Here is a 22,420-nt window from a genome sequence, read left to right on the forward strand (position 1 = left end):
AACTATTTGCTTTACGAGGCTTGAGGGCCGCGCGAGCATCAAGGCCATGCAAGAAAGAACCCCCACCTTTGCTTCCGGCCGGGCCGCTGCCGCCCCCATGCGCCACGATGCCCGGGGTCAGTGGCTCATGGTCGCGGGCGGCATGCTGCTGGGCACGGTGGGCGTGTTCGTGGAGCAGGCCCGCCAGCCCCCGCTGGTCACCGTGCTGTTTCGCTGCGCCTTCGGGGCCCTGGCGCTGCTGGCCTGGGGTCTGGCCACGGGCCGCGTGCGGGAGCTGCGTGTGCGCGCAGCGAGCCTGCCCGTGGTGGTGGCCACGGGCATTCTCATGGTGCTGAACTGGGCCCTGTTCTTCGCGGCCATACCGCGCACCTCCATCGGCCTGGCCACCATCGTGTTCCACATCCAGCCCGTATGGATCATGCTGTTCGGTGCCGTGGTGCTGCGCGAGGCCGTCCCGGCCCCGCAGGTGGCCGCGACGCTGGCCGCCCTGCTGGGCCTGGCGATGACCACCGGGCTGTGGAGCGGGGCAGGGGCGGCGGCGGCCTGGGGGCCGGGCCATGTGTCAGGCCTGCTGATGTGCCTGGCCGGATCGCTGTGCTATGCGGCCGTGACCATCCTGGCCCACGGGGAAAAGAGCGTCACGCCGTTTGCACTGGCCTGGTGGCAGTGCGCCGTCGGCACGGTGCTGCTGATGTGGGTGCCGTCGGTGCAGGGCTGGCCCCAGGCGCCATCGTCCTGGGCCTGGCTGGCCGGGCTGGGCGTGCTGCACACGGGCCTGGCCTACGCCATCCTCTTCGCGGGCATGGCACGGCTTGCGCTGGGCCGCATCGCCGTGCTGCAGTACATCTACCCGCTGACGGCCATCGTGCTGGACCGGGTCGTCTACGGCCGCACTCTGGATGCAGTGCAGCTGGCGGGCGTGGCCCTCATGGCGCTGGCGCTGCTGGTGGTCAAGACCCGCCAGTCCGCGGGCCCCGCCACGGCGCCTACGCCTTGCCCAGTGCCTTGTACTGTTGGTACAGCTCGTCGGCCAGCCGGCGCAGCGCGCGGCCGATGGCGGCGTACTCGTACTCGTTGAGGTTGGCCAGCGAGGCGCGGCCCGAGGGGCGGTCCGAGCCGAAGCCCCGGCCGGGCAGCAGCACGATGCCGGTCTCGTCGGCTACGCGGAACAGCATGTCGCCCGTGGAGGACTGCTGCACGGCCCAGCGGGAGAAGGCCTCGCCGTAGAGCTGGCAGGTCACCGTCTGCAGGTCGATCAGCGTGTAGTAGTTGACCGAATTGGGGTTCTCCAGCGGGGGCATGCCCAGCTCGCGGTACAGCGTGGCCTCGCGGCGGCGGATCAACTGCTTGAGGGCCTGCTTGTAGGCGTCGGCTTCGTCCATCAGCGCGAACAGCGAGAACAGCACCATCTGCACCTGCTGCGGCGTGGACAGGCCGGCCGTGTGGTTCAGCGCCACCACGCGGCTGTCGGCCACCAGGCGGTCGATGAACTTGAGCGAGCGCACATCGGGCAGCAGGGAGCGGTAGCGGTGGTCCAGCGCCTGCTTGGCGGACTCGGGCAACTGGGCCAGCGCATGGTCGAACACATTGTCCTTGTTCGCCGCGATCACGCCCAGGCGCCAGCCCGTGGCACCGAAGTACTTGGAGAACGAATACACCAGCAGGGTGTTGCGGGGGCAGACCGAGAACAGCGACTGGAATTCGTCGGCGAAGGTGCCATAGACATCGTCGGTCAGGATCATGAGGTCGGGCCGGCTGTCGGCCACGATGGCGCGCACGCGCTCCAGGCTGCGCTGGTCCATCTTCACGGACGGCGGATTGCTGGGGTTCACGCAGAAGAAGATCTTGACGTCCGGGTCCTTGAGCTTGTCCAGCTCGGCGTCGGAGTACTGCCAGCCGTTGTCCGGGTCGGCGTGGATGGCCACCTCCTCGAGCGCGTACTGGGCCAGCTCCGGGATCTCGATGTAGGGCGTGAACACCGGCATGCCGATGGCCACCTTGTCGCCGGCCTTCAGCAGTCCGCTGATGCGCAGGCTCTCGAAGATGTAGGCCATGGCAGCCGTACCTCCCTCGACCGCGAACAGGTCCACCGATTCCGGAGGCACGGCGCCGCCCGCCATCTCGCGGATGATGTACTGGCGCACGATCTGCTCGCTCACGGTGAGCATGCGCGGCGGCACGGGGTAGTTGCAGCCCAGGATGCCGTCCACCATCTCGTGCAGGAAGGCGGCGGGGTCCAGCCCCAGCTGGTCGCGCACATAGCTCAGCGACTTGCCCAGGAAGCGCACGCCTTCCTGGTCGCGGTGCTCTGCGATGAAGCGCTCGAAGCGGCCCTCGATGCCATCGATCTTGGCCAGGCCGCCCACGCCCACCGTCATGTAGGAGTACGACAGCTCCGACTCCGCCGCCGCGAACAGTCCCAGCCGGAAGAAGGCGCGCCGGGGCGTGGTCGCCAGGAAGTTGGGGTTGCCCCGGCCGGCGTTCAGCATGAGGCGGTTCGCCTTGCCGGAGGCCACCTTGATCAGTTCGTCCTTGAGCTCGAACGGGCTCAAATTCGCCAGACTCCGATAATCCTTGCTCATTGCGCAACTCCTTGTGGTCGTCTCAGGGAATGAATACAGGGTTTCAGGCAAACGCGATGACCAGCGGCCCCAGCAATGTCAGAAAGACATTGGCCAGCGCGTAGGTGATCGCAAACGGCGCGGTGGGGATCGAATTGCCGGCCTTGTCCAGGATCTCGCCGAAGGCCGGATTGGCGCTGCGCGCCCCCGACAGCGAGCCGGCGAACACGGCCACGTTGTCGTAGCGCAGCACGTACTTGCCGAAGAGCATGGCGATCAGCAGCGGCACGATGGTCACCACCACGCCCAGCAGGAACAGCGTCACGCCCTGCTGCATCACCGTGGTCACCGCCTGCTGGCCCGACTGCAGGCCCACCATGGCCACGAAGCCCGCCAGCCCCAGATCGCGCAGCAGCGTGGACGCTGCCGTGGGCATGTTGCCCAGCGTGTGCTTGCGGCTGCGCCACCAGCCGAACAGCAGGCCGGCCAGCAGGGCGCCGCCGCCGCTGCCCAGCGTGATGGGAATGGAGCCCAGGCGCAGTACCAGCAGACCGATCAGCAGGCCCACGGTGATGCCCAGGCCGTGGAACACGAAGTCCGTCTTGTCGCTGGGCACGATGACCGGGCCCACCGACTGCGCCGCCTTCTGCACGTCCTGGGGTGTGCCGTACAGCGTCACCACGTCGCCGGGCATGACCACGGTGGCCGGTGCGATCGGCACGGGCGAGCCCGCGCGCATCAGCGCCACGGCATAGACGCCATGCCTGAATTCCCGGGACAGGCTGTCCAGGATGTCCTTCACATTGCGGTTCAGGTACTGGCTGTTGGCAATGGCCACGTCGCGCCGCACCATGACCACGTCCATGCCTTCGGCGTCCTGCAGCTCCTCGCCCACGGAGGAGCCCAGCGACACCACCGCCGCGCGGCGGCCCACCAGCAGCAGCACGTCACCGGCCTCCAGCCTGAGGTTCCCGTCCACGCCGACCAGCGCGTTCCTGCGCTGTATGCGCTCCACCGTCACCGGGCCGTGGCTGGCGCCGGCCTCCAGCTCGGCGACGGTGCGCCCTCCCTGGCCCACGCGGAAGATGCGGCCCACCAGGTCGGGCGCGGCCGGTGATTCGCCCACGCCATAGACGCGCACGCCCTTGAGCAGTTCCTGCTCGGCCTGGATCGCGTCCTCGCGGATCTTGCGACCCGTGAGCCACTGCAGCACGTTGACGCACATGATGATGGCGCCGAAGGAGCCGAAGATATAGGTCACCGCATAGCCGATGGCCACATTGGCCTGCATGCGCTGCACCTCGTCGGGCGCCAGGCCCAGCTTCTCGATGGCCGAGCCCGCTGTGCCGATGATGGCCGACTGCGTGAGGCCGCCCGCAGCCAGGCCCGCAGCCAGGCCCTTGTCCAGGTGGAATACCCGGGCGATCACCACCACCGTGAGCAGCCCCGACACGGCGACCACCACGGCCATCAGGATCTCCTTGACCGACTGCCGGCCCAGGGAACGGAAGAACTGCGGCCCGCTCTCGAAGCCCACCGCATAGATGAACAGCGCGAACAGCACGGCCTTGATGCCCGAATCGATGGTCACGCCCACCTGGCTGATCAGCACCGCCGCCAGCAGCGACCCCGCCACGCCTCCCAGCTGGAACGATCCGAACCGGAACTTGCCCACCCAGTACCCGAGGGCCAGCGCCGCGAACAGCGCGATTTCCGGAGCCTGATGAAAGATGCTTCTGAGAAATTCCACAGTCACCTCTGCTTCTGGATTGAAAGCCCATGCCCCGGCCCCGCGGGGGACCGCAGGGCAAAGCGAAACTCCCACCCGCAAAGGGCGGTGGCTTCATCAGCGCATGGATTGGGGAAACCGGCGGGGCGTCATTAGAAAACGCCTATCGGAAAATGCGGATTCACGCATTCTCTGGATTGAAGAATATTCAATCGGATATGGCGCTCTCATTGGCTTGCTTGAATACTGTTTTTTTCGAATATCACCACTATTCATGACATGAAAGCATGGCGATGTAGGACTGCGCCGTCAGACTCGGGGCGGCGGTTTTTTGCAAGAGAAAGGAACCGGGCGATGGTGCTGGCCGGTCCGCATGCGGGAAATCGAAAGCCGAAGCCAGGCCCTTGCGAGCCGGGAGAATACAGCGCCAGGTCCGCCTGGCACACCTTTCACGGCACCGTCTGGCCTGCCTGGGACAGCGTGGTGCATTGGGCCACCAGCCAGCGAGACAGCGCAAGCCCGGCAGCTTCCAGCGGCTGCGGGCCCAGCCACAACAGTCCGTAGTGGCTGCCATCGGCCGCGAACCCTGCGGGAGCGGCGAGGCGGCCCTTGAGGACATCGTCCGCTGCCAGCACCTCGGGGCTCATGGCCACGCCCAGGCCGGCGGTGGCGGCCTCCAGCGTCAGGAAATGGTGGTCGTAGTAGCGGATTTCGGCGGGGCGGGGCGCTGACGCATGGGTCTTGAGCCACCGCGCCCAGGCTTCGGGCCGGGTCCTGGAGCCCAGCGCGATGTAGCCGCCCCGCTCGAAGGCAGGAACCTGCCGCGGGTCCATCACCGGTCCCACTCTTTCGCCGAACAGACGCTGGACCTGCCATTCCTCGGGCAGCCCGAAGTCCAGCCGGCGTATGGCCAGGTCGATGCGGTCGCGCCGGAAGTCCACCGGGCCCCCGCCGACCGACAGGTGCAAGGCAATGTCGGGATGCAGGCTCTGAAAGCCGCCCAGCCGGGGAATCAGCCAGCGCATGGCCACCGAAGACTCGCAGGAGAGCACCAGGGCGCTTTGCTCGACGCTCTTGATGCGCAGGTTCTCGACGGTGGTCGCCAGTTCGCCGAAGAAGCGGCTGATCGTGAGGTTCAGCGTATGGCCCGCCGGCGTGAGCCTCAGGCCCCGGCCGCTTTTCTCGAACAGCCGAAAGCCCAGGTCTTCCGTGAGCTTGGTGATGCGGCGGCTGACGGCCCCATGGGTCAGGGACAGGCTGTCGGCGGCCTCGCGCACCGAGCCCAGGCGGGCCACGGCCTCGAAGGCACGCAAATCGTCCAGCGAAGGGATGTCAGAGCGATCCATTGGTGAAAATATATCACTCGATGATCGCAGAAACTATCGCTTTTCTCGTTGTGTGGCTTTTCGAATAATTGAGAAATGAACACCAATGAGAACTTTGACATCGCCATCCTGGCCGACGATCTCACGAGCGCGGCCGATGGGGCTGCTCCCTTTGTCGCCCGTGGCCATCGGGCATGGATAGGCCGGGGGCGCTTGCCCGCCCATGCGGTGTCCGTCATGGCCATCGACGCGGGCTCCAGGTCCCTCGGCGAGGAGCGTGCGGCCCGGCGGGTGGAGCAACTGACGAGGGTGCTGGCGGCCCGGCCCCTGCTGTACAAGACCGTGGATTCGACGCTGCGCGGCCATGTCAAGGCCGAGCTGCAGGCCTGCTGGCAGGCCAGCGGGCGCAGCACGCTGGTGTTCGCACCGGCCTTTCCCGCGGCCGGGCGCACCACGGTCGGCGGTATCCAGCGGGTGGACGGCGTGCCCGTGGCCGATACCGCCTATGGCCGCGACCCGGTACACCCGGCGCTGCACTCCGACCTGGCCAGTCTGGTGCCCGCCTGCATCAAGAGCGCCCTGCTGCTGGACGCCAGCACCCAGGAGCAACTGGACGAGCAGGTGGCCGGCCTGCCGTCTCCCGAGACCATCCTCTGGGTCGGCTCGCCTGGGTTGGCGATGGCGCTGGCCCGGCGTTTCACGCCACCGGCCGTGGCTCGCCACGGCGGCATCCTGGTCGCCGTGGGCAGTGCCAACCCGTGCAGCCACCAGCAGGCCGATGCCGTGGCCCGCATGCCCGGCGTAACCCTGCTGCGGGGCCCGCGCGAACGCCAGCCCCATCCCGCTGCCGTGCTGCAAGGGCTTGCCGACCAGGCCATGCAGGTGCTGAGCACCACGCACATCGGCGCCATCGTGGCGACCGGCGGCGACACCCTCCAGGCCATCCTGGACCGGCTGGATGTCGGCGAATTCGAAGTCCTCAAGGAGCTGGAGCCGGGCTTCGCGCTGGGGCGCGTGCTGCGCGCGGACGGCAGCGAGCTGCTGGTCGCGATGAAGGCTGGCGGCTTCGGCGACGACCAGGCCCTGTGCCGCGCCGTCAAGGCATTGCGCGACCACTTTCCGGCGCTCGGCGCCGTTGCCAAGGAGCCCGCATGACCGCCCCCGCAGTTCTGGCCATCACCATGGGCGATGCCTCGGGCATAGGCCCGGAAATCATCGCCAAGGCCCTGGCACAGGCGCCCGAGCGCGCCGTCGTCTATGGCAGCTTCGCCGTCATGGCCGATACCGTACGCCGCCTGGGGCTGGGGCTGGCCGTGCGGCCGCTCGCATCGCCGGCCCAGGCGCGCCTGGACGCCGGCACCATCGAGGTCATCGAGTGCACGCGCATCACCGAGCCGCCGCCGCCGGGCAGGATCAGCGCCGTGTCGGGCCAGGCGGCGTTCGACGCCATCATCGCCGCCATCGCAGCGGCCCGGTCGGGCCAGGTCGGCGGCATCGTGACGGCGCCCATCCACAAGGAGGCCATGGCCAGCGCCGGCATCCGCTACCCCGGCCACACGGAGATCCTGGCCGACTACAGCGGTGCCAAGCGTGTGGCCATGATGCTGGCCAACGACGAGATCCGCACCGTGCTGGTCACCATCCACACCTCGCTGCGCAAGGCGATCGAGGGGGGCGATTTCGACGCGCAGATGTCCGCCATCCGCCTGGCCCATGAAGGCGGCAGGGCCCTGGGCTTTGCCGCGCCGCGCGTGGCCGTGGCCGGCCTGAACCCCCATGCAGGCGAGGGCGGGCTGTTCGGCGACGAGGAAATCCGCATCATCCGGCCGGCCATCGAGGCCGCGCGCGCCGAGGGCATCGACGCCAGCGGGCCCTATCCTGGAGACACCGTCTACATGCAGGCGCGCCAGGGCCGCTTCGACGTCGTGGTCGCCCAGTACCACGACCAGGGCCTGATACCCGTGAAGTACCTGGGCCTGGATCAGGGCGTGAACATCACGCTGGGCCTGCCCTTCGTGCGCACCAGCCCGGACCATGGCACGGCCTTCGACATCGCGGGCCGGGGCATTGCCGAGCACGCCAGCCTGGTCACCGCTCTCCAATACGCCCGCCGGCTGGTCGCCGCGCGACAAGGTCTGCCGCTGGAAAGGACACCGTGATGGCCCTGCGCTTCATCTTCATGCTTACCCGCAACGACCGCACCGTGGCCGATGCCCGGCAGCACCTGGACACTGCGCTGTCCCTGGGCATCGGCGACATAGGATTCAAGGACATCGGCCTGCCGCTGGAGCAGCTCAAGGGCCTGAACCGGGCCATACAGGAGGGCGGAGCCACTTCCTACCTGGAGGTGGTTTCGCTGGACCGCGACAGCGAGGTCGCCTCCGCGCAGGCGGCCGTGGACATAGGTGTCGATGTGCTGCTGGGCGGCACCCGCGTGGACGAGGTGCTGCCCATCCTGCAAGGCACGGGCATCCGCTACTACCCGTTTCCCGGCCGCATCACGGGCCATCCCAGCGTGCTGGAGGGCAGCATCGCGGACATCGTTGCCAGCGCCAAGGCACTGGCCGCGCGCGAGGGCGTGCACGGGCTGGACCTGCTGGCCTACCGCTCCAGTCAGGACGTGCCCCGCCTGATGGCGGCGGTCTGCGCCGCCGTGGACAAGCCCCTGATCATGGCCGGCTCCATCGACACGCCCGAGCGCATCGCCGTGGTGAAGAACGCGGGCGCCTCTGGCTTCACCATCGGCACGGCCGCGCTGGACGGCAAGTATCCGGCCGACGGCCAGGACCTGCGCAGCCAGCTCGCGGCCATCGTGCGGGACGTGGAAAGCCTCGCCTAGAAGATGTCGGGTTCGGGCACGGGCGCGCCGAAGCTGGTTTCCAGGAAGTCGAAGTCGCAGAAACCTGGCTGACCACCATGCTCAGCCGCCGCCCCGACGGCATCGTGCTCACCGGCACCGAGCACACGGCCCGCACGCGGCGCCTGCTGGTCAACGCCGACGTGCCCGTGGTGGAGCTGTGGGACTACCAGCCCCATCCGCTGGACATGGTGGTGGGCTTCTCGCAGGAAGACGCGGGCCGAGCCGCCTTCCGCCACCTGGCCGCCTGCGGCTACCGGCGCCCGGCCATCCTGCGCGCCGACGACAGCCGCGCCGCCCGCCGCGCCCGGGGCTTCGCCCGGGCCGCCGCCGAGGCCGGCGCCCCCGAGCCCGTGCAGATCGTCTTCTCCGAAAGCATTCCCCAGGCCGGCCGGGGGCGCGACGCCCTCGACGCCCTGCGCGCCCAGGCCCCCGGGGCCGATTCCGTGTTCTGCAGCTCCGACGCCCTGGCCCAGGGCGTGCTGTCCCACGCCCATGCGCTGGGCCTGGACGTTCCCGGGGCCTTTGGCGTGCTGGGCTTTGGCGACCAGGCCCAGGCACAGGACGCCTGGCCGGCTCTGTCCACCGTGCGCGTGGACGGCGCCGCCATCGGCCGCCTGGGCGCCGAGGCGCTGATCGCGCGCATGGCAGGCGGCACGGCGGTGGCGGCGCAGGATGTGGGGTTCGAGGTGGTGGGGCGGGCGAGTACGGGGGGGCGGGGCCATGATGCTCTGAGGCATCACCATCACGCGCTCGGCCAGCGTCAGGCCGGCCTTGATATCCGACCGGGCCCGGATTCATGCCTCAACGCAAAACCCTTAGGTGACTACCCTGATTGTTGAGCAGTTTTACTAACCATATCGCGTCAGAAAACATCAGTAGACCGAAATAGACAGATCTTCTTCAATGGGCTCTGTTCATCCACCCCTCTGAACAGGAGCCAGAAATGAAGCCTGCGGACCTCTCCATTCACGGCCTCGCGGCTGCCATACTCGCCGCCGCCTTCGCGATGCCGGCCCATGCGCAAGGCCAGGCCCAGTCCTCGCTGCTGGACAAGGTCAGGCAACGCGGCGTGTTGCATTGCGGCACCGACAACGCCACGCCGGGCTTCGGCTACCTCAACACCCGCACGGGCCAGCTCGAAGGGCTGGACGTGGACCTGTGCCGTGCCGTGGCCGCTGCCGTGCTGGGCGATGCGAAGAAGGTGAAGTTCATCGTGGTCACGGACAAGAGCCGCTTCAGCGCAGTGCAGACCAACCAGGTGGATGTGGTCTTCGCGCACACCACGGTGAAGCCCGCGCGCGAGTCCGCCATCACCGTGGATTTCCTGCCGATCTATTTCTATGACGGCAACGGCGCGATGGTGAAGGGCGACCGGGTCAAGAGCGTCAAGGAACTGAACGGCGCCACGCTGTGCACCACCCAGGGATCGGCCACCGAACAGACGCTGGCCGGCTACATCAAGGCACAGGGCTGGAGCGCCTCGACCAAAGTGCTGACCTACGAGAACCAGGAAAAGCTGTTCGCGGCCATGGAGTCGGGCCGCTGCCACGCCATGGTCACGGACCGCTCGCTTCTGGCCTCGTGGAGAGCCAATGCATCCCGGCCGCAGGACTACACGATTCTTCCCGAGGTACTGGACAAGTCGCCGTTCGCGGGCTTCACCGTGGCCAACGACTCGCGCTGGCGCAACGCGCTGCGCTGGATCATGTTCGCCACCTTCCAGGCCGAGGAAAGCGGCATCGACTCCAAGACCCTGGCGCAGGCGCAAAAGTCCCGCGACCCCTTCGTGCAGAAGTTCCTGGGCGTGAACGGCAGCTTCGGCCCCGACTTCGGGTTGCCGGCGGATTTCGTGTCGCGGCTGATCGGACAGGTGGGCAACTTCGCGGAAATCTACGACCGCAACCTGGGGCCGGGCACCCCCTACGCCATCGGCCGCGAAGGCACGCCGAACGCGCCGTGGACGCAGGGCGGCGCCCTCTACTCCCCGCCCTGGATCTGAACGGCGGGACACAGGCATGGACCAGCCCATCACGCCCATCACGCCCATGACGATCCCGCACCCATCGCAGGCCCGCAGCCGGGGGCGCCATCGCAGGCTGCTGCATGCCGGCCAGCAGGCCGCTCTGGTCATCGCCGCCATCGCCTTGCTGGCCTGGTTCGGGCTCAGCGTGCGCGCCGGCCTGGCGCGCAACGGCATCGCCTTCGACATGGGGTTTCTGAACCAGGTGGCGGGCTTCGACATCAGCGAAGGCTGGGTCCTGGGCAATGGCGGGCTGCGGCCATTCCAGTCCGGCGACAGCAACGCCAGCGCGCTGCTGGCGGGCTTTCTCAACACGCTGAAGGTGGCTGCGCTGGCCATGGCGCTGAGCACTGTGGCAGGTACCTGCCTGGGCCTGGGGCGCCTGTCCGGCAACTGGCTGGTGCGCCAACTGTGTTTTGGCCTGGTGGAGCTGGTGCGCAATACGCCGCTGCTGATACAGCTGGTGTTCTGGTACTTCGCCGTGGTGCTGAAGATGCCGGGGCTGGACCAGTCCGTGCAGTGGTACGGCGGCCTGCTGTTCAGCCGGCAGGGCGTGTTCCTGCCGGGCGTGGCCGTGGAGCAGGGCGCGGCACCTGGGGCGGTGTGGGCGCTGATGGCCTGCGCAGCCCTGCTGGCCGGCGCGTTCGCCGGCAGGCGCCATCGCCGGGCGCTTGCGTTCGCCGGCCTGCTGGCACTGGCCCTTTCGGCTGCGCTCGGGTTTCCGCTGGCGTTGTCGCCGCCCGAGGTGAAGGGCTTCATGGTCGACGCCGGCCTGTCGCTGTCGCCCGAGTTCATCGCGCTGCTGCTGGGCCTTTCGGTCTATACGGCGGGCTTCATCGCAGAGATCGTGCGTGGCGCCATCGCGGCGCTGCCTCGTGGGCAGTGGGAGGCAGCGGCGGCCCTGGGCCTGGGGCGCTGGCGCACCCAGGCGGACGTGGTCCTGCCCCAGGTCCTGCGCATGGTGCTGCCGGCCCTGGGCAACCAGTACATCGGCCTGGCCAAGAACACCTCGCTGGGCATTGCCATCGGCTACCCGGACCTTTTCAACGTCTATGGCACGGTAGCCAACCAGTCGGGCCGCAGCCTGGAGGGCGTGATCGTGGTGATGCTGGCCTACCTGGCCATCAGCTGGGGCATCAGCGGCGCCGTGAACCGGCTCAACCGTTGGCTGGCCACCCGCGGAGGCGTGCAATGACCGCCCCGTCCCTGCTGCGCTGGTGCCGCCGCAACCTGTTCGCCACGCCGCTGGACATGGCGCTGACATGTGCCTTGCTGCCGCTGCTCCTGCTGGCCGCCGGGCGTCTGCTGGCCTGGACCGTGCAGGAGGCGCGCTGGAGCATCGTCGGCGACAACCTGCGCGTGCTCATGGTGGGAACCTTTCCGCCGCAGGACATGGCGCGCGCCTGGGGCGCGAGCGCGGCCCTGGCCCTGGCGGCGGGGACCAGCCTCTGGGTGCTGGCGCGGCCCCATGCGCCCTGGCTGCGCAAGGCGCTGGGGGCGGTGTGGCTGCTGTGTCTTCTGGCGGTGGGGGTGGCGCTGGCCCCCGTGGGCATGGCGCACTGGGGCGGCCTGCTGCTGAGCGTGCTGGTCACGCTGGCCGCAGCGGCGCTGAGCATGGTGCTGGGCGTGCTGCTGGCCCTGGGGCGCGGCAGCCGCCATGCCGGCCTGCGCGTGGTCTGCACGGGCTATATCGAGCTGATGCGCGCGCTGCCGCTGATCCTGGTCGTCTACTGGATATGGATCGTCACCCCGCTGCTGGCGCCCGGCGCCACCGTGCCCGACCTGGTGCGCGGCGTGGCCGCCTTCACGCTGTTCTTCGCGGCCTATGCGGCCGAGTACGTCCGCAGCGGCCTGCAAAGCGTGCCCCGGGGCCAGGTGGAGGCAGCGGCCTCGCTGGGGCTGAGCGGCGCGCAGACGGCCCGCCACATCGTGCTGCCCCAGGCGCTGCGCGTGGCCATGCCCGCCCTGGTGGGCCATGTGCTCGACGTGTTCAACACCGTGCCCCTGCTGTTCATCATCGGCCTGACCGACTTCCTGCGCGCAGGCCAGATGGTCCTGGTCGATCCGCGCTCCAGCGGACACGGCTACGAAATCTATCTGTTCCTGTTCGCGGTCTGCCTGGCCGTCTCGTCCCTGGTCACCTTCGGTGCGCGGCGGATCGAGGCCCGGATGGCCGAGGGCTATCGCTGACCGAAGGAGACCCCCCCCATGCCTTCCATCGTCCATACCCCCGTCGTCCAGATGCAGGCGGTCGACAAATACTTCGGCACCGCCCACATCCTGCGCGGCCTGAGCCTGGAGGTGGCCCGGGGCGAAGTCCTGGTCATCATCGGTGCCAGCGGCTCGGGCAAATCCACGCTGATCCGCTGCGTCAACGGCCTGGAGGTGTTCCAGCAGGGCCGCATCACCGTGCACGGCTGCGAACTGCCCTGCGAGGCGGACCGCGCGCCCGGCGAGGACAAACGCCTGGCGGGCGTGCGCCGGCGCGTGGGCATGGTGTTCCAGCAGTTCAACCTGTTCCCGCACAAGACCGTGCTGGACAACATCTGCCTGGCGCCCCTGCGCGTGCGGCGCCAAAGCCCCGCCGAGGCCCAGTCCACGGCGCGGCGGCTGCTGGAGCGCGTGGGGCTGGCCGACCACGCCCAGAAGTACCCCGGCCAGTTGTCGGGCGGGCAGCAGCAGCGCGTGGCCATCGCCCGCGCCCTGGCCATGGAGCCCGAGCTGATGCTGTTCGACGAACCCACCTCCGCCCTGGACCCCGAAATGGTGGGCGAGGTGCTGCAGGTCATGCGCGAGCTGGCCGCCGAAGGCATGACCATGATGGTCGTCACCCACGAAATGGGCTTCGCCCGCGAGGTGGCCCACCGCGTCGCCTTCATGGACCAAGGCAGGGTGCTGGAAGACGGGTCGCCCGCGCAACTCTTCGACGCGCCGCGCCAGGAGCGCACGCGCAGCTTCCTGGGCCGTGTGCCACGGCATTGACCCGGCACCCGCCCAGTGATCACCACCCATCCCTTTGCATCAACTTCCACAGGACATCCGCCCATGCAAGGACACCGCATCCGGCATGGTTCTGCTCCCGGTTGCAAAAGTGGGAGGGGCTCAGTGCCCCAGGGCTGCCAACATGCCCGGCCAATACCCCGACACCCCATCCCACAGCAGCTTTGCCGCTGTGACGACCAGCAAGCCATGGCAGGCCTTGTACATCTGGCGCTGATCCAGCCTGGCATGCAAGTGCCAGCCCAGCCCGACTCCAGCAGGAATCGCCAGCAAACAGATTGCCATCAAGACCCAGATGTTGCCCGCTGGCGCGGCGATCGCCAGCCACGGCACCGCCTTGATGAGGTTGCCCACCGTGAAGAAAATGCTCGTGGTGCCCGCATAGACCTGTGTACTGAGTCCCAGCGGCAGGAGATACATCGCCAATGGTGGCCCTCCTGAATGCGCGACCATGGTGGTGATGCCTGACGCCACGCCGGCCGCAACGGCCTTGGGCGATGAGCGTGGCCGCACCACGACTTCGCCGCCGCGCAGAAACCAAAGTCCCACGAAGGCCAGGGTGATGACGGCCATCAGGATGGCGATGGCCCGGTGATCGAGCACCTGGAACAGCAGATAGCCGGAACCGATGCCGGCCACCAGCCCGGGCACCAGCATCAGCAGATCGGGCTTCGACCAGGTGGACGGCTTCCAGTAGCGCAGGCCGTACAGATCCATCGCAATGAACAACGGCGCCAGCAGGCCGCCTGCCGTGACCGGATCCATCACGAGCGACAGCAATGGAATACCGATGATGGCAAAGCCGCCGCCGAAGGCGCCTTTCATGAAGCAGATCAGAAAGACACCGGCGAAGGTGACGAGGACGGTGGTGGCAGTCAGTTCCATGCCGGCATCCTATGCATCATATCCAGTACAATCAAATTATTGTCATAGATACAATTTCCCATGCCCCAAGCGCGCTACAAGCAAGTGGTGGACCGGCTTGCCGACGACATCCGGCAGGGGCGGCTGAGGCCGGGAACGGTGCTGCCGCCTCATCGGCAGCTGGCGGCTCGGGAGGGTATTTCGCTGGCCACGGCGACACGCGCCTATTCCGAACTGCAAGCCATGGGGCTGGTCGCTGGCGAGGTTGGCCGCGGCACCTTTGTCCGCGAACCCATCCCCATGGGCCGCGAGGTCGCGATGCACGCCGCCAGCGACGACCTGGTGGATCTGACCTTCAACTATCCAGCCCTGCCCACGCAGACGGAGATGTTGCGCACGGCGCTCAGGCAGCTTGCCTCGGCGGGTGAATTGGAGTCGGTTCTGCGCTACCAGCCGCATGGAGGCCGCCCCCACGAGCGGGCCGTCGTGGCCGAGCACCTGAAGAGCCGAGGCCTGTCGGCGACCAGCGATGCCGTGCTCATCGTCAGTGGCGCCATCCACGGCCTCGCCACGGCGGCCATGTCCTTGCTGCAACCGGGTGACGTGGTGGCCGTGGATGCCTTGAGCTATCCAGGCATCAAGGTCGTGGCCGAGCAGGGCCGGCTGGAACTGGTTGCCATCCCGGCATCCGGCGCCGGCCCCGACCTGGATGCGCTGCAGACGTTGTGCCATGCCCGCAAGGTGCGTGCGATGTACTGCATGCCCACGCTGCATAACCCGCTGGGTTGGGTGATGTCGTTGAATCAGCGCCTTGCGCTGATAGAAGTGGCCCGGCGCAATGGCCTGCTGCTGCTGGAGGACGGTACCTATGCCTTTCTGGAGAAGCAGGCTCCGCCCCCCCTGGCTGCGCTGGCGCCTGACATCACCGTGTATGTCTCCAGCTTGTCCAAGAGCGTGGCGGCAGGCCTGCGTTTCGGATTCATATGCGCGCCCACCGATTTCGTTCCCAGGATCAACCGCGCCATACGCGCCACGGTCTGGAGTACGCCCACTCTTGTGACTTCTCTCTGCTGCAACTGGTTGCGGGACGGCACCGTGGCACGGCTGGAGCAGGAAAAGCGCCGCGATGCCAGCGCGCGCCAGGCCATCGCGGCCGAGGCGCTCGCAGGGCTCGGGACGATCCGCCATCCAGCGTCGTACTTCGTCTGGCTGCCCATGCCCGATGAAGTGCGGGCAGATGCAGTCGCCATGCGGCTTGAAGGAGAAGGCATCTTGGTATCGACTGCGGCGCCCTACGCCATGGGGGCCCAGCCTCCGCATGCCATTCGGCTGGCCTTGGGCTCGATCTCCCATGACCAGCTGAAAGGGGCCTTGCAGGCCGTTGCGCGTGCAGTGGCCAGTCTCAGCTACTAGAGGCAGCCCGGCATACGTCATTCGATGCGGTACAGGCTGCCGAGGCTGCCTCCTTCCACGGACGCGCCATCGACGCCGCCAGGCATCGGCAGACCCTGTGCCCATTCGGCCGCCAGGACCTGTACGTCGCGCACAGGGTCGGACGCCTTGGCCCTCTCGTTGCGAATGCGACAGGTTTCAGGATCCGCGGCGAACAGCCCGCGTGCGAAGACCCGGCCCTGTTCCGCCAGCCTGACGGTCTTGGGCGTGCGGATTTTCGCAAAGGCCTGGAAAATCTCCTCCAGGCCTGGACCTGCTCCATCCAGGCACCGGGCCAGGTGCCACGCATCCTCCAGCGCCTGGCAGGCGCCTTGCCCCGACGTCGGCAACGGCGCGTGTGCGGCATCCCCGACCAGGAGTACATTCGCCCGGCTCCAGGCTTGCAGCGGCTCCAGGTCATGCACCGCAATCAGCCGGATGGCATGCTCGGGCGTGGCACGGATGATGCGTGAGGCCGGCTCGGGCCATTGCGCGAACAGATTCTCGATCTGCTTGTGCATATCCGCGCCGGGCCTGGCCTCATGGAAGGGTCGTGTCTGCGCCGCAGCCCAATACACCAGTTCGGGCCGAATCGCCACGCAACCAAAGCGCTGGCCGGTCCCCCAGAAGTCCTGGATCGAAATATCGTCCACCAGCGCATGCGGCCCCTGCGCCACGCCGATCCAGTTCACGAAGCCTTGATAGACGGGTGTGTTGTCCCCCGCGACAAACTTGCGCGCCACGGACTCCATGCGGCCGTCGGCACCAATGAGCAGATCCGGGCGGATGCTCGCGCCATGTCCGAAATGGGCCACGGCCCTGCCATGGGCATCCAGCTCGAGGGCCACCGCCCGGCGCCCGAACTCGACCGCAATCCCCTGCCGTGCCGCATGGTCCAGCAACACTTCCTGCAAGTGCCTGCGCAGCACCGTGTAGGTCGGGTATCCCATGGTCCGGTCCAGCAGACCGATATCGAGGCCTCCGAGCGGATTTCCTGCCGCATCCTGGCGACGCACGGTCCGCAGTCGACCGCCAATGGCTGCAATGTCCTGCAGCAGTCCCAGCTCTTCCAGCACAAAGCCGGCATTGGGCCACAGCGTCACGCCGGCCCCCATGGTCGAGGGCACGGCACGGCGCTCATAGACCCGAGGGCTGTAACCCTGCTTGCGCAATGCCAGTGCCACGCTCAGGCCCGCAATGCCGCCGCCAAGTATTCCAATTTCCACGCTGAAGCTCTCCTTGCTCATACGGTGCCCGGTGCACGAACCACCGCGTCACATCGGGCAGAAGGGCATCTTAGATTTCGTCAATACAGAGAACTAGCGTGCAAAAATGGGACGTTTTCATACCTCAATCGGGATAATCAATGCGCGATTCACTCGATCTGAACACGGTCCGCGTCTATGTGGCCGTGGTGGACGAGCAGAGCTTTGCCGGCGCATCGCGTCTGTTGGCCATGCCTTCCTCCAACGTCAGCCGCCACGTTGCCGCACTGGAAAGCAGACTGGGCACACGACTGCTGGAGCGAAGCACGCGCCACCTGCGCATGACGGAAGCCGGTCGCCTGCTCTACGAACGGGCAAAGCCCTTGCTCGAGACCCTGCTGTCCACGCAGGAAGAGCTGGGTGCCGTACAGCGCGAACTGCGCGGTCCCCTGAAGATGTGCATGCCTGGGGAGGCCCCCAGGCTGCTGGCTCCGATCCTCGCCGAATTCTGCAGCCTCCATCCGGGCATCGAACTGGAGTGCGATACCCGGATGACCGGGCTGGAGGTGCTTCGGGAGGACGTCGACCTTTCCATCGTCTTCCACCGGGGCCATCAGGAAGACAGTGCGTTCATCACGCGTGAACTCGCCACGTTGCCCAGCATCGTGGTGGCCGCTCCCTCCTTGCTGGCCAGGACCGGCATGCCGCGCCATGTGCGCGAACTGAAGTCCCTGCCTTGCATCACCACCCTCAGCGCGCTGAAGGGCCAGCCCTGGCAGTTCCAGGACGCTGCGGGCGAAATCGTCAAGGTACCGGTCCGCAGCCGCTATCGCGTCAACAGCGGGGAACTGGCCGTGGCAGGCGCACGGCAAGGCATCGGATTCGCAATGGTGGCGGCCTATCCCTGCCGGGAAGACCTGGCTGCGGGCCGATTGCAGGAGGTCCCGCTGGACCTGCGCCCCGCGCCACTGCAATTGCTGGGGGCCTACAGCCATCGCCATTCCGTGACCGGGCGTGTCAGGGCGCTGCTGGAACTGATACAGCTGCGGTTGGCCGGATCGCTGGACCTCCCCATGGACCCCGGACCCGGCCTGCGGGCTTGAAACGTGGGGCTGCGAACAAGGACTCTGCCGCAGCGGTGGTGAAGCTCCCGCGCGGGCGGCTTCAGCCCATGAATCCCAGATCGATGGGATAGGCCGAGCCGCCGAAGTTGCCGATGTGCGGCAGCACCCCCGCCAGCTCGGTATACGCCACGCCGAACCAGCGTGCCAGGGTGGCTGCGTACTGGTCCACGGCGGTGCTGGGCAGAAGGCGCCCCTGGCCGACGTGCCACTGGTCTTCGCTGCCGCTGCCGTTGCCCACGCTGATGGGCGGTGGCGTGCCATAGAAGGCCGCGCCGCGCACCGCGCCGCCCACGACGAAGTGGTGGCTGCCCCAGCCGTGGTCCGATCCGTCGCCGTTGGAGGTCAGCGTGCGGCCGAAGTCCGACGCGGTGAAGGCTGTGACCTTGTCGGCCACGCCCAGTTCGACCGTGGCGTTGTAGAAGGCCGTCATGGCGCTGCTCACCTTGTCGAGCAACTGCGGCTGGTTGGCGATCAGGTTGTCGTGCAGGTCGAACCCGCCCAGCGAGACGAAGAACACCTGCCGGCGCGTGCCCAGCGCGTTGCGTCCGGCGATGAGCCGGGCCACCACCTTGAGCTGGTCGGCCAGCGGGTTGCTGGCCGGGAAGGCGGTGGACAGGCTGGCGCTGGAGAGGGCGGAAGAGATCTGCCCCTCGGCACTGATGGAGCGCTGCGTGACGCGGGCGTACTCGGCCTCCATCGCGTGGGGGCCGACCGTCTGTATCAGCTCGCCCAGCAGGCCGCGCACGGCCGTCGAGCCATAGACGCTGGCGCTCTTGACGGCGTTGATGGGCACGGCGCCGCCCGGGCTGATCTGGTACTGCAGTGCCTGGTCGCCGGAGAGAAACACCGCGTTGCCTGTGGCCGAGATGCAGGTGAACAGCGAGGTGGCGTTGGCCGACAGCGCCAGGTCGCCCAGGTTGCCGCCCCAGCCCACCGTGGAGCCTTCGGCGCCCTGCGACTGCCAGACCGACTGCTGGTCGTTGTGCGAGAAGAGCTTGGGCGGCAGCGGGTAGCTGCGCCGGTCGCCGCTGGTGTATTGGGCGCGCGTGAGCGGCACCAGCAGCGGGCCCACGTTCAGCTGCACGGCCGCGCGGCCCGCGTTGAAGAGGCCGGCCATGCCCGTCATGGCCGGGTGCAGCGCGTACTGCATGCCATCGGCCAGCGCCGTGCGGGGCTGCAGCAGCGTGCCGCCCAGCGCGTTGCGGGCCAGGGCGATGCCACCGGCCGTGCCGTCGCTGTTGCCGCCGCGGATGGTGGAGTACCGCCCGTAGCGGGCACTGTCGTACGGCACGACGGTGTTGGCATAGTCGCAGCCGCCGTAGAGGAAGACGCAGACCAGCGCCTTGTAGTCGCTGGCCTCGAGGGCGGCGGCCTCGCCCAGCGCGGCAAGGTTCAGGGCGAAGGGCAGGGCGGTACCGGCGGCGGCGAGCTGCGTGCTGCGGCGCAGGAAGGCGCGGCGCGTATGGCGGGCGGGGTCGATGAAGTTCATGGCGGTGTCGCTTGGCTTTCCGGTCGATCGGTCACTTCTGCACCAGGTATTCGGGGCTGGCCATCACCAGCAGCACGGCGGCGGCAACGCGGTTGAGCCTGGCGGCGGCGCTGCTGGTGGCCGTCACCGGCGTGGCATCGAGCGCGGCCACGATGCGGGCCTGCGTGGCGGCCGATACCTGCCCTGCCGACAGCAGCAGCGCCACCTTGCGCACCAGCGCGGTGGCGTCGCCCACAAGGGGCAGCAGGTTGGCATAGCTGCAGGTGATGTCGAAGCCGTTGGCCGCGCTGCTGCCGCCCTGGGGCAGGTCGGGCGCGTTCACGTAGTAGCCGAAGCGGATCACGTTCTGCATGAAGTTCAGGTAGCCACTCACGCTGGTTTCGGTGACGATCTGGAACTCCGGCGCCACGCTGCCGGCCGTGGCCAGGGTGGTGGAGGGCGGCACGTAGCCCGGGCGGAAGAAGTTGAACACCGAGCCGGAGCGCAGCGGGCTCTGGCCCAGGCGGGTGGCCGGGTCGCTCAGGTTGTCGATCTTCCAGCTGCCGCGTGCCGACTGCAGCCCGAAGGTGCGGCCCCATTGCACGAAGCGCACCATGGGCTCGCGCAGGCGGCCGTACTGGGGGTTGGCCAGCCCGGCCGCGCCGCGCGCCTCCGGGTCCAGCAGCACGGCGGCGATCACCGCGCGCAGGTCGCCCCGCGTGCCGCTGCCGTTGTCGGCGAAAGCGGCGGCCACGCGCCCCACATAGGCGGGACTGGGGTTGCTGGTGACCAGCCGTTGGATCAGCTGGCGACCGATGAAGGGCCCGACATTGGGGTGGTTGAACAGCGTGTCCAGCGCGGTCTTCAGCGCCGCATCCCCTGACGCGCCCGCACTCACGGTGGTGCCCAGGAAGGTGGCGGCCAGCGTGGAGTGGCGCGCGGCGTTGAAGGCCATGGGCAGCAGCGCCTGCTGCAGCCCCGTCACCGTGCTGCCGCCCAGGGTGGTCGGCTGGTTCTTGCTGGTGTCGTAGTCGTAGCCGGTGAAGACGCGCGCGAGGTTGCTCACATCGGCTGCCGAATAGGTGTCGATGCGGTTGCCGCTGCCGTCGCGCTGCTCGGTGCCGTCGGGGTTGAGGCGGTACAGGCCGATGGTGAACAACTGCATCACCTCGCGGGCGTAGTTCTCGTCGGGCTGGCGGCCGGTGCGGGCATCTTCCTTCTGGTTGCCGCGCGTGCTCAGATAGACACCCATGGCAGGGCTGAGCGTGACGGCCTCCAGCAGCGCGCGGAAGTTGCCGAAGGCGTGCTGGTTCAGCAGATCCCAGTAGCCGGAGGCCAGGAAGATGCTCCAGGGCTGCTCCAGCCCGGTGGTGGAGACGACCATGATCTCCGACAGCGCCAGGGCCACACGCTTGCGCACGGCGTCGCGCTCCACGAAGAGCTGGTTCCAGAGCATGAAATCGGCGGGATACGAGACGTTGTCGTAGCGCGTACCCGTCGCCGCCACGCCGTAGCCGCGCTGCATCAGCCAGGCCGTGCCCGTGGTGCCTATGGGCTGCGCGAACTGCTCGGCCAGCCAGGGGCCATAGCCCTTGGCGCGCAGCGCGGCGATTTCCTCGTCGGTGGCCGAGAACTGCGCCTGCAGCAGGAAACGAGCGGCTTCCTCGTCGCTGGCGGGGGTGGCCGTGGTGCCAGTGCCTGGGCTACCGGTTCCGGGGCCGGTGCCGGGGTTGCCGGTACCCGGAGCCGCATCGCCTCCACCACTCCCGCCCCCGCAAGCCACCAGCATGGCGGCCGCCAGGGAGGCCGCCATGGCCGGGAGCATCGAGGAACCCGTCGGCTCCTGGCCGAGGCGGCCCGGCTCTGCGCAGGCCGGGGAGGAAGTCGAGGGCGCTCGGTCGGGCGGCTGCGGCGTGGAGGCCGTGGCCTGTGGGGTGGGGTGCATGGTGGGCTTTCGGGCAGCGGCCGGGGCGGGGTAACGGACTGTCTCGCTCTTCGGCACGCGGCGCAAATTGTTCCAAGGTTTTCGGATGCGGGCAGGCTCCTTGTAGGGCTAAAGCGTGTCAAGACGTTAGGCGGGGCCGGGGTGGCGTTGCTGGTGTTGCGGGGGCACTTGGGTCTTTGAGCGCAGCGTGCGGCCGGCTCCTGTGGCGTTGGCGCCGACAGGGGGCTGTATCATTCGCCCTTGGTGCTGAACACACCTTCACAGGCGGACTCCGCCACACTCCCGAAAGCAGTTGGACGTACTCACAGGAGGCCTTATGGCTGCTTTCTCTGCGGGCGTGTCAATGCCCGGCGCATCTCCCCATCCATCGCATGGCTCATTGCCTCTGGCAACTGGGCATTCCTTCGTTTGTGTCATCACCTCCAGATGCGTGCGCTGAGGAGTTGCCATGCTGTACTTTCAACTTTCCGAGTCTGAGTACAACAGCCTGCGGCGCGTGCAGGCTCAGTTGGGGCTGATTTCCGGGCTGCTCATAGTCGGCTATCCGGCCAGTGCTTTGGAGCCCGTAACCCCCGGGCAATTGCTGGCGTTCATTCAGGCGCAGGAAGAGGCGCTGGAGGGGGGTGATGGGCGGGGTGAGTGAGCGAGGGGTGGTGTGGTGGGGGGTGGGTTGACTGGGGGGCTGTGCTCGGCCAATAACGGTCTTTGTCCATTTGGTTCAACCAAACTGTGGAGCTGCTAATACTCATCCTCCTCATGAGGCACCCGCGCCAAATGCACTCCAGTCCCAGAGAGCCGCATTTCCACCTCTGGCAGGCGATAAGCCTGCAATAAGCCGACCAGCAGTCCGTCGCACGACGAGAGTTGCGCCGCAAGCACACTCAAAGG

18 protein-coding genes and 1 pseudogene are annotated in these 22,420 nt (G+C 68.0%); 12 read left to right on the forward strand and 7 right to left on the reverse strand.

Going from position 1 to position 22,420, the window contains the following annotated elements; genetic code table 11:
- The first annotated feature begins 46 nt into the window (after positions 1 to 46).
- Entirely contained in the window at positions 47 to 1,078 is a 1,032-nt protein-coding gene (locus L1Z78_RS13865; protein WP_418921702.1) for a DMT family transporter, read from the forward strand.
- Here the strand turns inward: L1Z78_RS13865 and L1Z78_RS13870 are convergent.
- The 3 genes from L1Z78_RS13870 to L1Z78_RS13880 form a co-directional block, all read right to left on the reverse strand.
- A complete protein-coding gene (locus L1Z78_RS13870) occupies positions 987 to 2,582 on the reverse strand; it encodes a bifunctional aspartate transaminase/aspartate 4-decarboxylase (protein WP_234642051.1) in 1,596 nt (531 codons plus the stop codon). The genes L1Z78_RS13865 and L1Z78_RS13870 overlap by 92 nt on opposite strands.
- Before the next feature lie 43 nt (positions 2,583 to 2,625).
- Positions 2,626 to 4,311 carry an aspartate-alanine antiporter gene (gene aspT / locus L1Z78_RS13875; protein ID WP_234642052.1) on the reverse strand — a complete coding sequence of 562 codons (1,686 nt, stop codon included), beginning with the start codon at positions 4,309 to 4,311 and terminating at the stop codon, positions 2,626 to 2,628.
- Between the two features lie 428 nt (positions 4,312 to 4,739).
- Positions 4,740 to 5,636 (reverse strand): LysR family transcriptional regulator, encoded by an 897-nt coding sequence (locus L1Z78_RS13880; protein WP_234642053.1) that lies wholly within the window; start codon positions 5,634 to 5,636, stop codon positions 4,740 to 4,742.
- Between the two features lie 75 nt (positions 5,637 to 5,711).
- Here L1Z78_RS13880 and L1Z78_RS13885 point away from each other — a divergent pair, with 75 nt between their 5' ends.
- The 8 genes and pseudogenes from L1Z78_RS13885 (at position 5,712) to L1Z78_RS13920 (ending at position 13,477) form a co-directional block, all read left to right on the forward strand.
- Positions 5,712 to 6,770 (forward strand): four-carbon acid sugar kinase family protein, encoded by a 1,059-nt coding sequence (locus L1Z78_RS13885; protein ID WP_234642054.1) that lies wholly within the window; start codon positions 5,712 to 5,714, stop codon positions 6,768 to 6,770.
- Positions 6,767 to 7,774: a 4-hydroxythreonine-4-phosphate dehydrogenase PdxA gene (gene pdxA / locus L1Z78_RS13890; protein WP_234642055.1), complete on the forward strand. Its 1,008-nt coding sequence runs from the start codon at positions 6,767 to 6,769 to the stop codon at positions 7,772 to 7,774. The genes L1Z78_RS13885 and pdxA overlap by 4 nt, the downstream gene beginning before the upstream one ends.
- Positions 7,774 to 8,454 (forward strand): 4-hydroxythreonine-4-phosphate dehydrogenase, encoded by a 681-nt coding sequence (locus L1Z78_RS13895; RefSeq protein ID WP_234642056.1) that lies wholly within the window; start codon positions 7,774 to 7,776, stop codon positions 8,452 to 8,454. The genes pdxA and L1Z78_RS13895 overlap by 1 nt, the downstream gene beginning before the upstream one ends.
- A 65-nt stretch (positions 8,455 to 8,519) precedes the next feature.
- A pseudogene (locus L1Z78_RS13900) lies at positions 8,520 to 9,314 on the forward strand (substrate-binding domain-containing protein); the annotation flags it as partial.
- A 104-nt stretch (positions 9,315 to 9,418) separates the two neighbouring features.
- Positions 9,419 to 10,474, forward strand: coding sequence for a transporter substrate-binding domain-containing protein (locus L1Z78_RS13905; RefSeq protein ID WP_234642058.1), 1,056 nt, complete (start codon positions 9,419 to 9,421; stop codon positions 10,472 to 10,474).
- Between the two features lie 16 nt (positions 10,475 to 10,490).
- Positions 10,491 to 11,690 carry an ABC transporter permease subunit gene (locus tag L1Z78_RS13910; protein ID WP_234642059.1) on the forward strand — a complete coding sequence of 400 codons (1,200 nt, stop codon included), beginning with the start codon at positions 10,491 to 10,493 and terminating at the stop codon, positions 11,688 to 11,690.
- Positions 11,687 to 12,685, forward strand: coding sequence for an amino acid ABC transporter permease (locus L1Z78_RS13915; protein ID WP_234642060.1), 999 nt, complete (start codon positions 11,687 to 11,689; stop codon positions 12,683 to 12,685). Before L1Z78_RS13910 ends, L1Z78_RS13915 begins: the two co-directional genes overlap by 4 nt.
- 18 nt (positions 12,686 to 12,703) lie before the next feature.
- On the forward strand, positions 12,704 to 13,477 hold the full coding sequence (locus L1Z78_RS13920) for an amino acid ABC transporter ATP-binding protein (RefSeq protein ID WP_234642061.1): 774 nt from the start codon (positions 12,704 to 12,706) through the stop codon (positions 13,475 to 13,477).
- 120 nt (positions 13,478 to 13,597) lie between these two features.
- On the opposite strand, the gene L1Z78_RS13925 is transcribed toward L1Z78_RS13920, so the two are convergent.
- On the reverse strand, positions 13,598 to 14,380 hold the full coding sequence (locus L1Z78_RS13925) for a sulfite exporter TauE/SafE family protein (protein WP_234642062.1): 783 nt from the start codon (positions 14,378 to 14,380) through the stop codon (positions 13,598 to 13,600).
- Between the two features lie 60 nt (positions 14,381 to 14,440).
- Between L1Z78_RS13925 and L1Z78_RS13930 the strand changes: the two genes are divergently transcribed.
- The gene (locus L1Z78_RS13930; protein ID WP_234642063.1) at positions 14,441 to 15,772 is read left to right on the forward strand and encodes a PLP-dependent aminotransferase family protein; all 1,332 of its coding nucleotides are present in this window, start codon (positions 14,441 to 14,443) and stop codon (positions 15,770 to 15,772) included.
- A gap of 17 nt (positions 15,773 to 15,789) precedes the next feature.
- On the opposite strand, the gene L1Z78_RS13935 is transcribed toward L1Z78_RS13930, so the two are convergent.
- Positions 15,790 to 17,016, reverse strand: coding sequence for an FAD-dependent monooxygenase (locus L1Z78_RS13935; protein ID WP_234642169.1), 1,227 nt, complete (start codon positions 17,014 to 17,016; stop codon positions 15,790 to 15,792).
- A gap of 140 nt (positions 17,017 to 17,156) precedes the next feature.
- Here L1Z78_RS13935 and L1Z78_RS13940 point away from each other — a divergent pair, with 140 nt between their 5' ends.
- Positions 17,157 to 18,098, forward strand: coding sequence for a LysR family transcriptional regulator (locus L1Z78_RS13940; RefSeq protein WP_234637003.1), 942 nt, complete (start codon positions 17,157 to 17,159; stop codon positions 18,096 to 18,098).
- A 61-nt stretch (positions 18,099 to 18,159) separates the two neighbouring features.
- Here L1Z78_RS13940 and L1Z78_RS13945 read toward each other — a convergent pair whose 3' ends face one another.
- Both L1Z78_RS13945 and L1Z78_RS13950 read right to left on the reverse strand, forming a co-directional pair.
- Entirely contained in the window at positions 18,160 to 19,608 is a 1,449-nt protein-coding gene (locus L1Z78_RS13945; RefSeq protein WP_234637004.1) for a DUF1501 domain-containing protein, read from the reverse strand.
- Positions 19,609 to 19,639: 31 nt separating this feature from the next.
- Positions 19,640 to 21,532 (reverse strand): DUF1800 domain-containing protein, encoded by a 1,893-nt coding sequence (locus tag L1Z78_RS13950; protein WP_234637005.1) that lies wholly within the window; start codon positions 21,530 to 21,532, stop codon positions 19,640 to 19,642.
- 448 nt (positions 21,533 to 21,980) lie between these two features.
- Here L1Z78_RS13950 and L1Z78_RS13955 point away from each other — a divergent pair, with 448 nt between their 5' ends.
- Complete coding sequence (locus L1Z78_RS13955) at positions 21,981 to 22,175, forward strand: hypothetical protein (RefSeq protein WP_234637006.1); 195 nt, start codon at positions 21,981 to 21,983, stop codon at positions 22,173 to 22,175.
- Positions 22,176 to 22,420: the final 245 nt, after the last annotated feature.

Origin of the sequence: Delftia tsuruhatensis, assembly GCF_903815225.1 — a bacterium.
GTDB lineage: Bacteria > Pseudomonadota > Gammaproteobacteria > Burkholderiales > Burkholderiaceae_C > Comamonas > Comamonas tsuruhatensis_A.

Excerpts from the sequence above, each read along its gene's own strand:
- L1Z78_RS13865 (WP_418921702.1), top strand. The coding sequence starts at position 47 with ATGCAAGAAAGAACCCCCACCTTTGCTTCCGGCCGGGCCGCTGCCGCC.
- L1Z78_RS13870 (WP_234642051.1), bottom strand. The coding sequence starts at position 2,582 with ATGAGCAAGGATTATCGGAGTCTGGCGAATTTGAGCCCGTTCGAGCTC.
- L1Z78_RS13880 (WP_234642053.1), bottom strand. The coding sequence starts at position 5,636 with ATGGATCGCTCTGACATCCCTTCGCTGGACGATTTGCGTGCCTTCGAG.
- L1Z78_RS13885 (WP_234642054.1), top strand. The coding sequence starts at position 5,712 with ATGAACACCAATGAGAACTTTGACATCGCCATCCTGGCCGACGATCTC.
- pdxA (WP_234642055.1), top strand. The coding sequence starts at position 6,767 with ATGACCGCCCCCGCAGTTCTGGCCATCACCATGGGCGATGCCTCGGGC.
- L1Z78_RS13895 (WP_234642056.1), top strand. The coding sequence starts at position 7,774 with ATGGCCCTGCGCTTCATCTTCATGCTTACCCGCAACGACCGCACCGTG.
- L1Z78_RS13905 (WP_234642058.1), top strand. The coding sequence starts at position 9,419 with ATGAAGCCTGCGGACCTCTCCATTCACGGCCTCGCGGCTGCCATACTC.
- L1Z78_RS13910 (WP_234642059.1), top strand. The coding sequence starts at position 10,491 with ATGGACCAGCCCATCACGCCCATCACGCCCATGACGATCCCGCACCCA.
- L1Z78_RS13915 (WP_234642060.1), top strand. The coding sequence starts at position 11,687 with ATGACCGCCCCGTCCCTGCTGCGCTGGTGCCGCCGCAACCTGTTCGCC.
- L1Z78_RS13920 (WP_234642061.1), top strand. The coding sequence starts at position 12,704 with ATGCCTTCCATCGTCCATACCCCCGTCGTCCAGATGCAGGCGGTCGAC.
- L1Z78_RS13925 (WP_234642062.1), bottom strand. The coding sequence starts at position 14,380 with ATGGAACTGACTGCCACCACCGTCCTCGTCACCTTCGCCGGTGTCTTT.
- L1Z78_RS13930 (WP_234642063.1), top strand. The coding sequence starts at position 14,441 with ATGCCCCAAGCGCGCTACAAGCAAGTGGTGGACCGGCTTGCCGACGAC.
- L1Z78_RS13940 (WP_234637003.1), top strand. The coding sequence starts at position 17,157 with ATGCGCGATTCACTCGATCTGAACACGGTCCGCGTCTATGTGGCCGTG.
- L1Z78_RS13945 (WP_234637004.1), bottom strand. The coding sequence starts at position 19,608 with ATGAACTTCATCGACCCCGCCCGCCATACGCGCCGCGCCTTCCTGCGC.
- L1Z78_RS13950 (WP_234637005.1), bottom strand. The coding sequence starts at position 21,532 with ATGCACCCCACCCCACAGGCCACGGCCTCCACGCCGCAGCCGCCCGAC.
- L1Z78_RS13955 (WP_234637006.1), top strand. The coding sequence starts at position 21,981 with ATGCTGTACTTTCAACTTTCCGAGTCTGAGTACAACAGCCTGCGGCGC.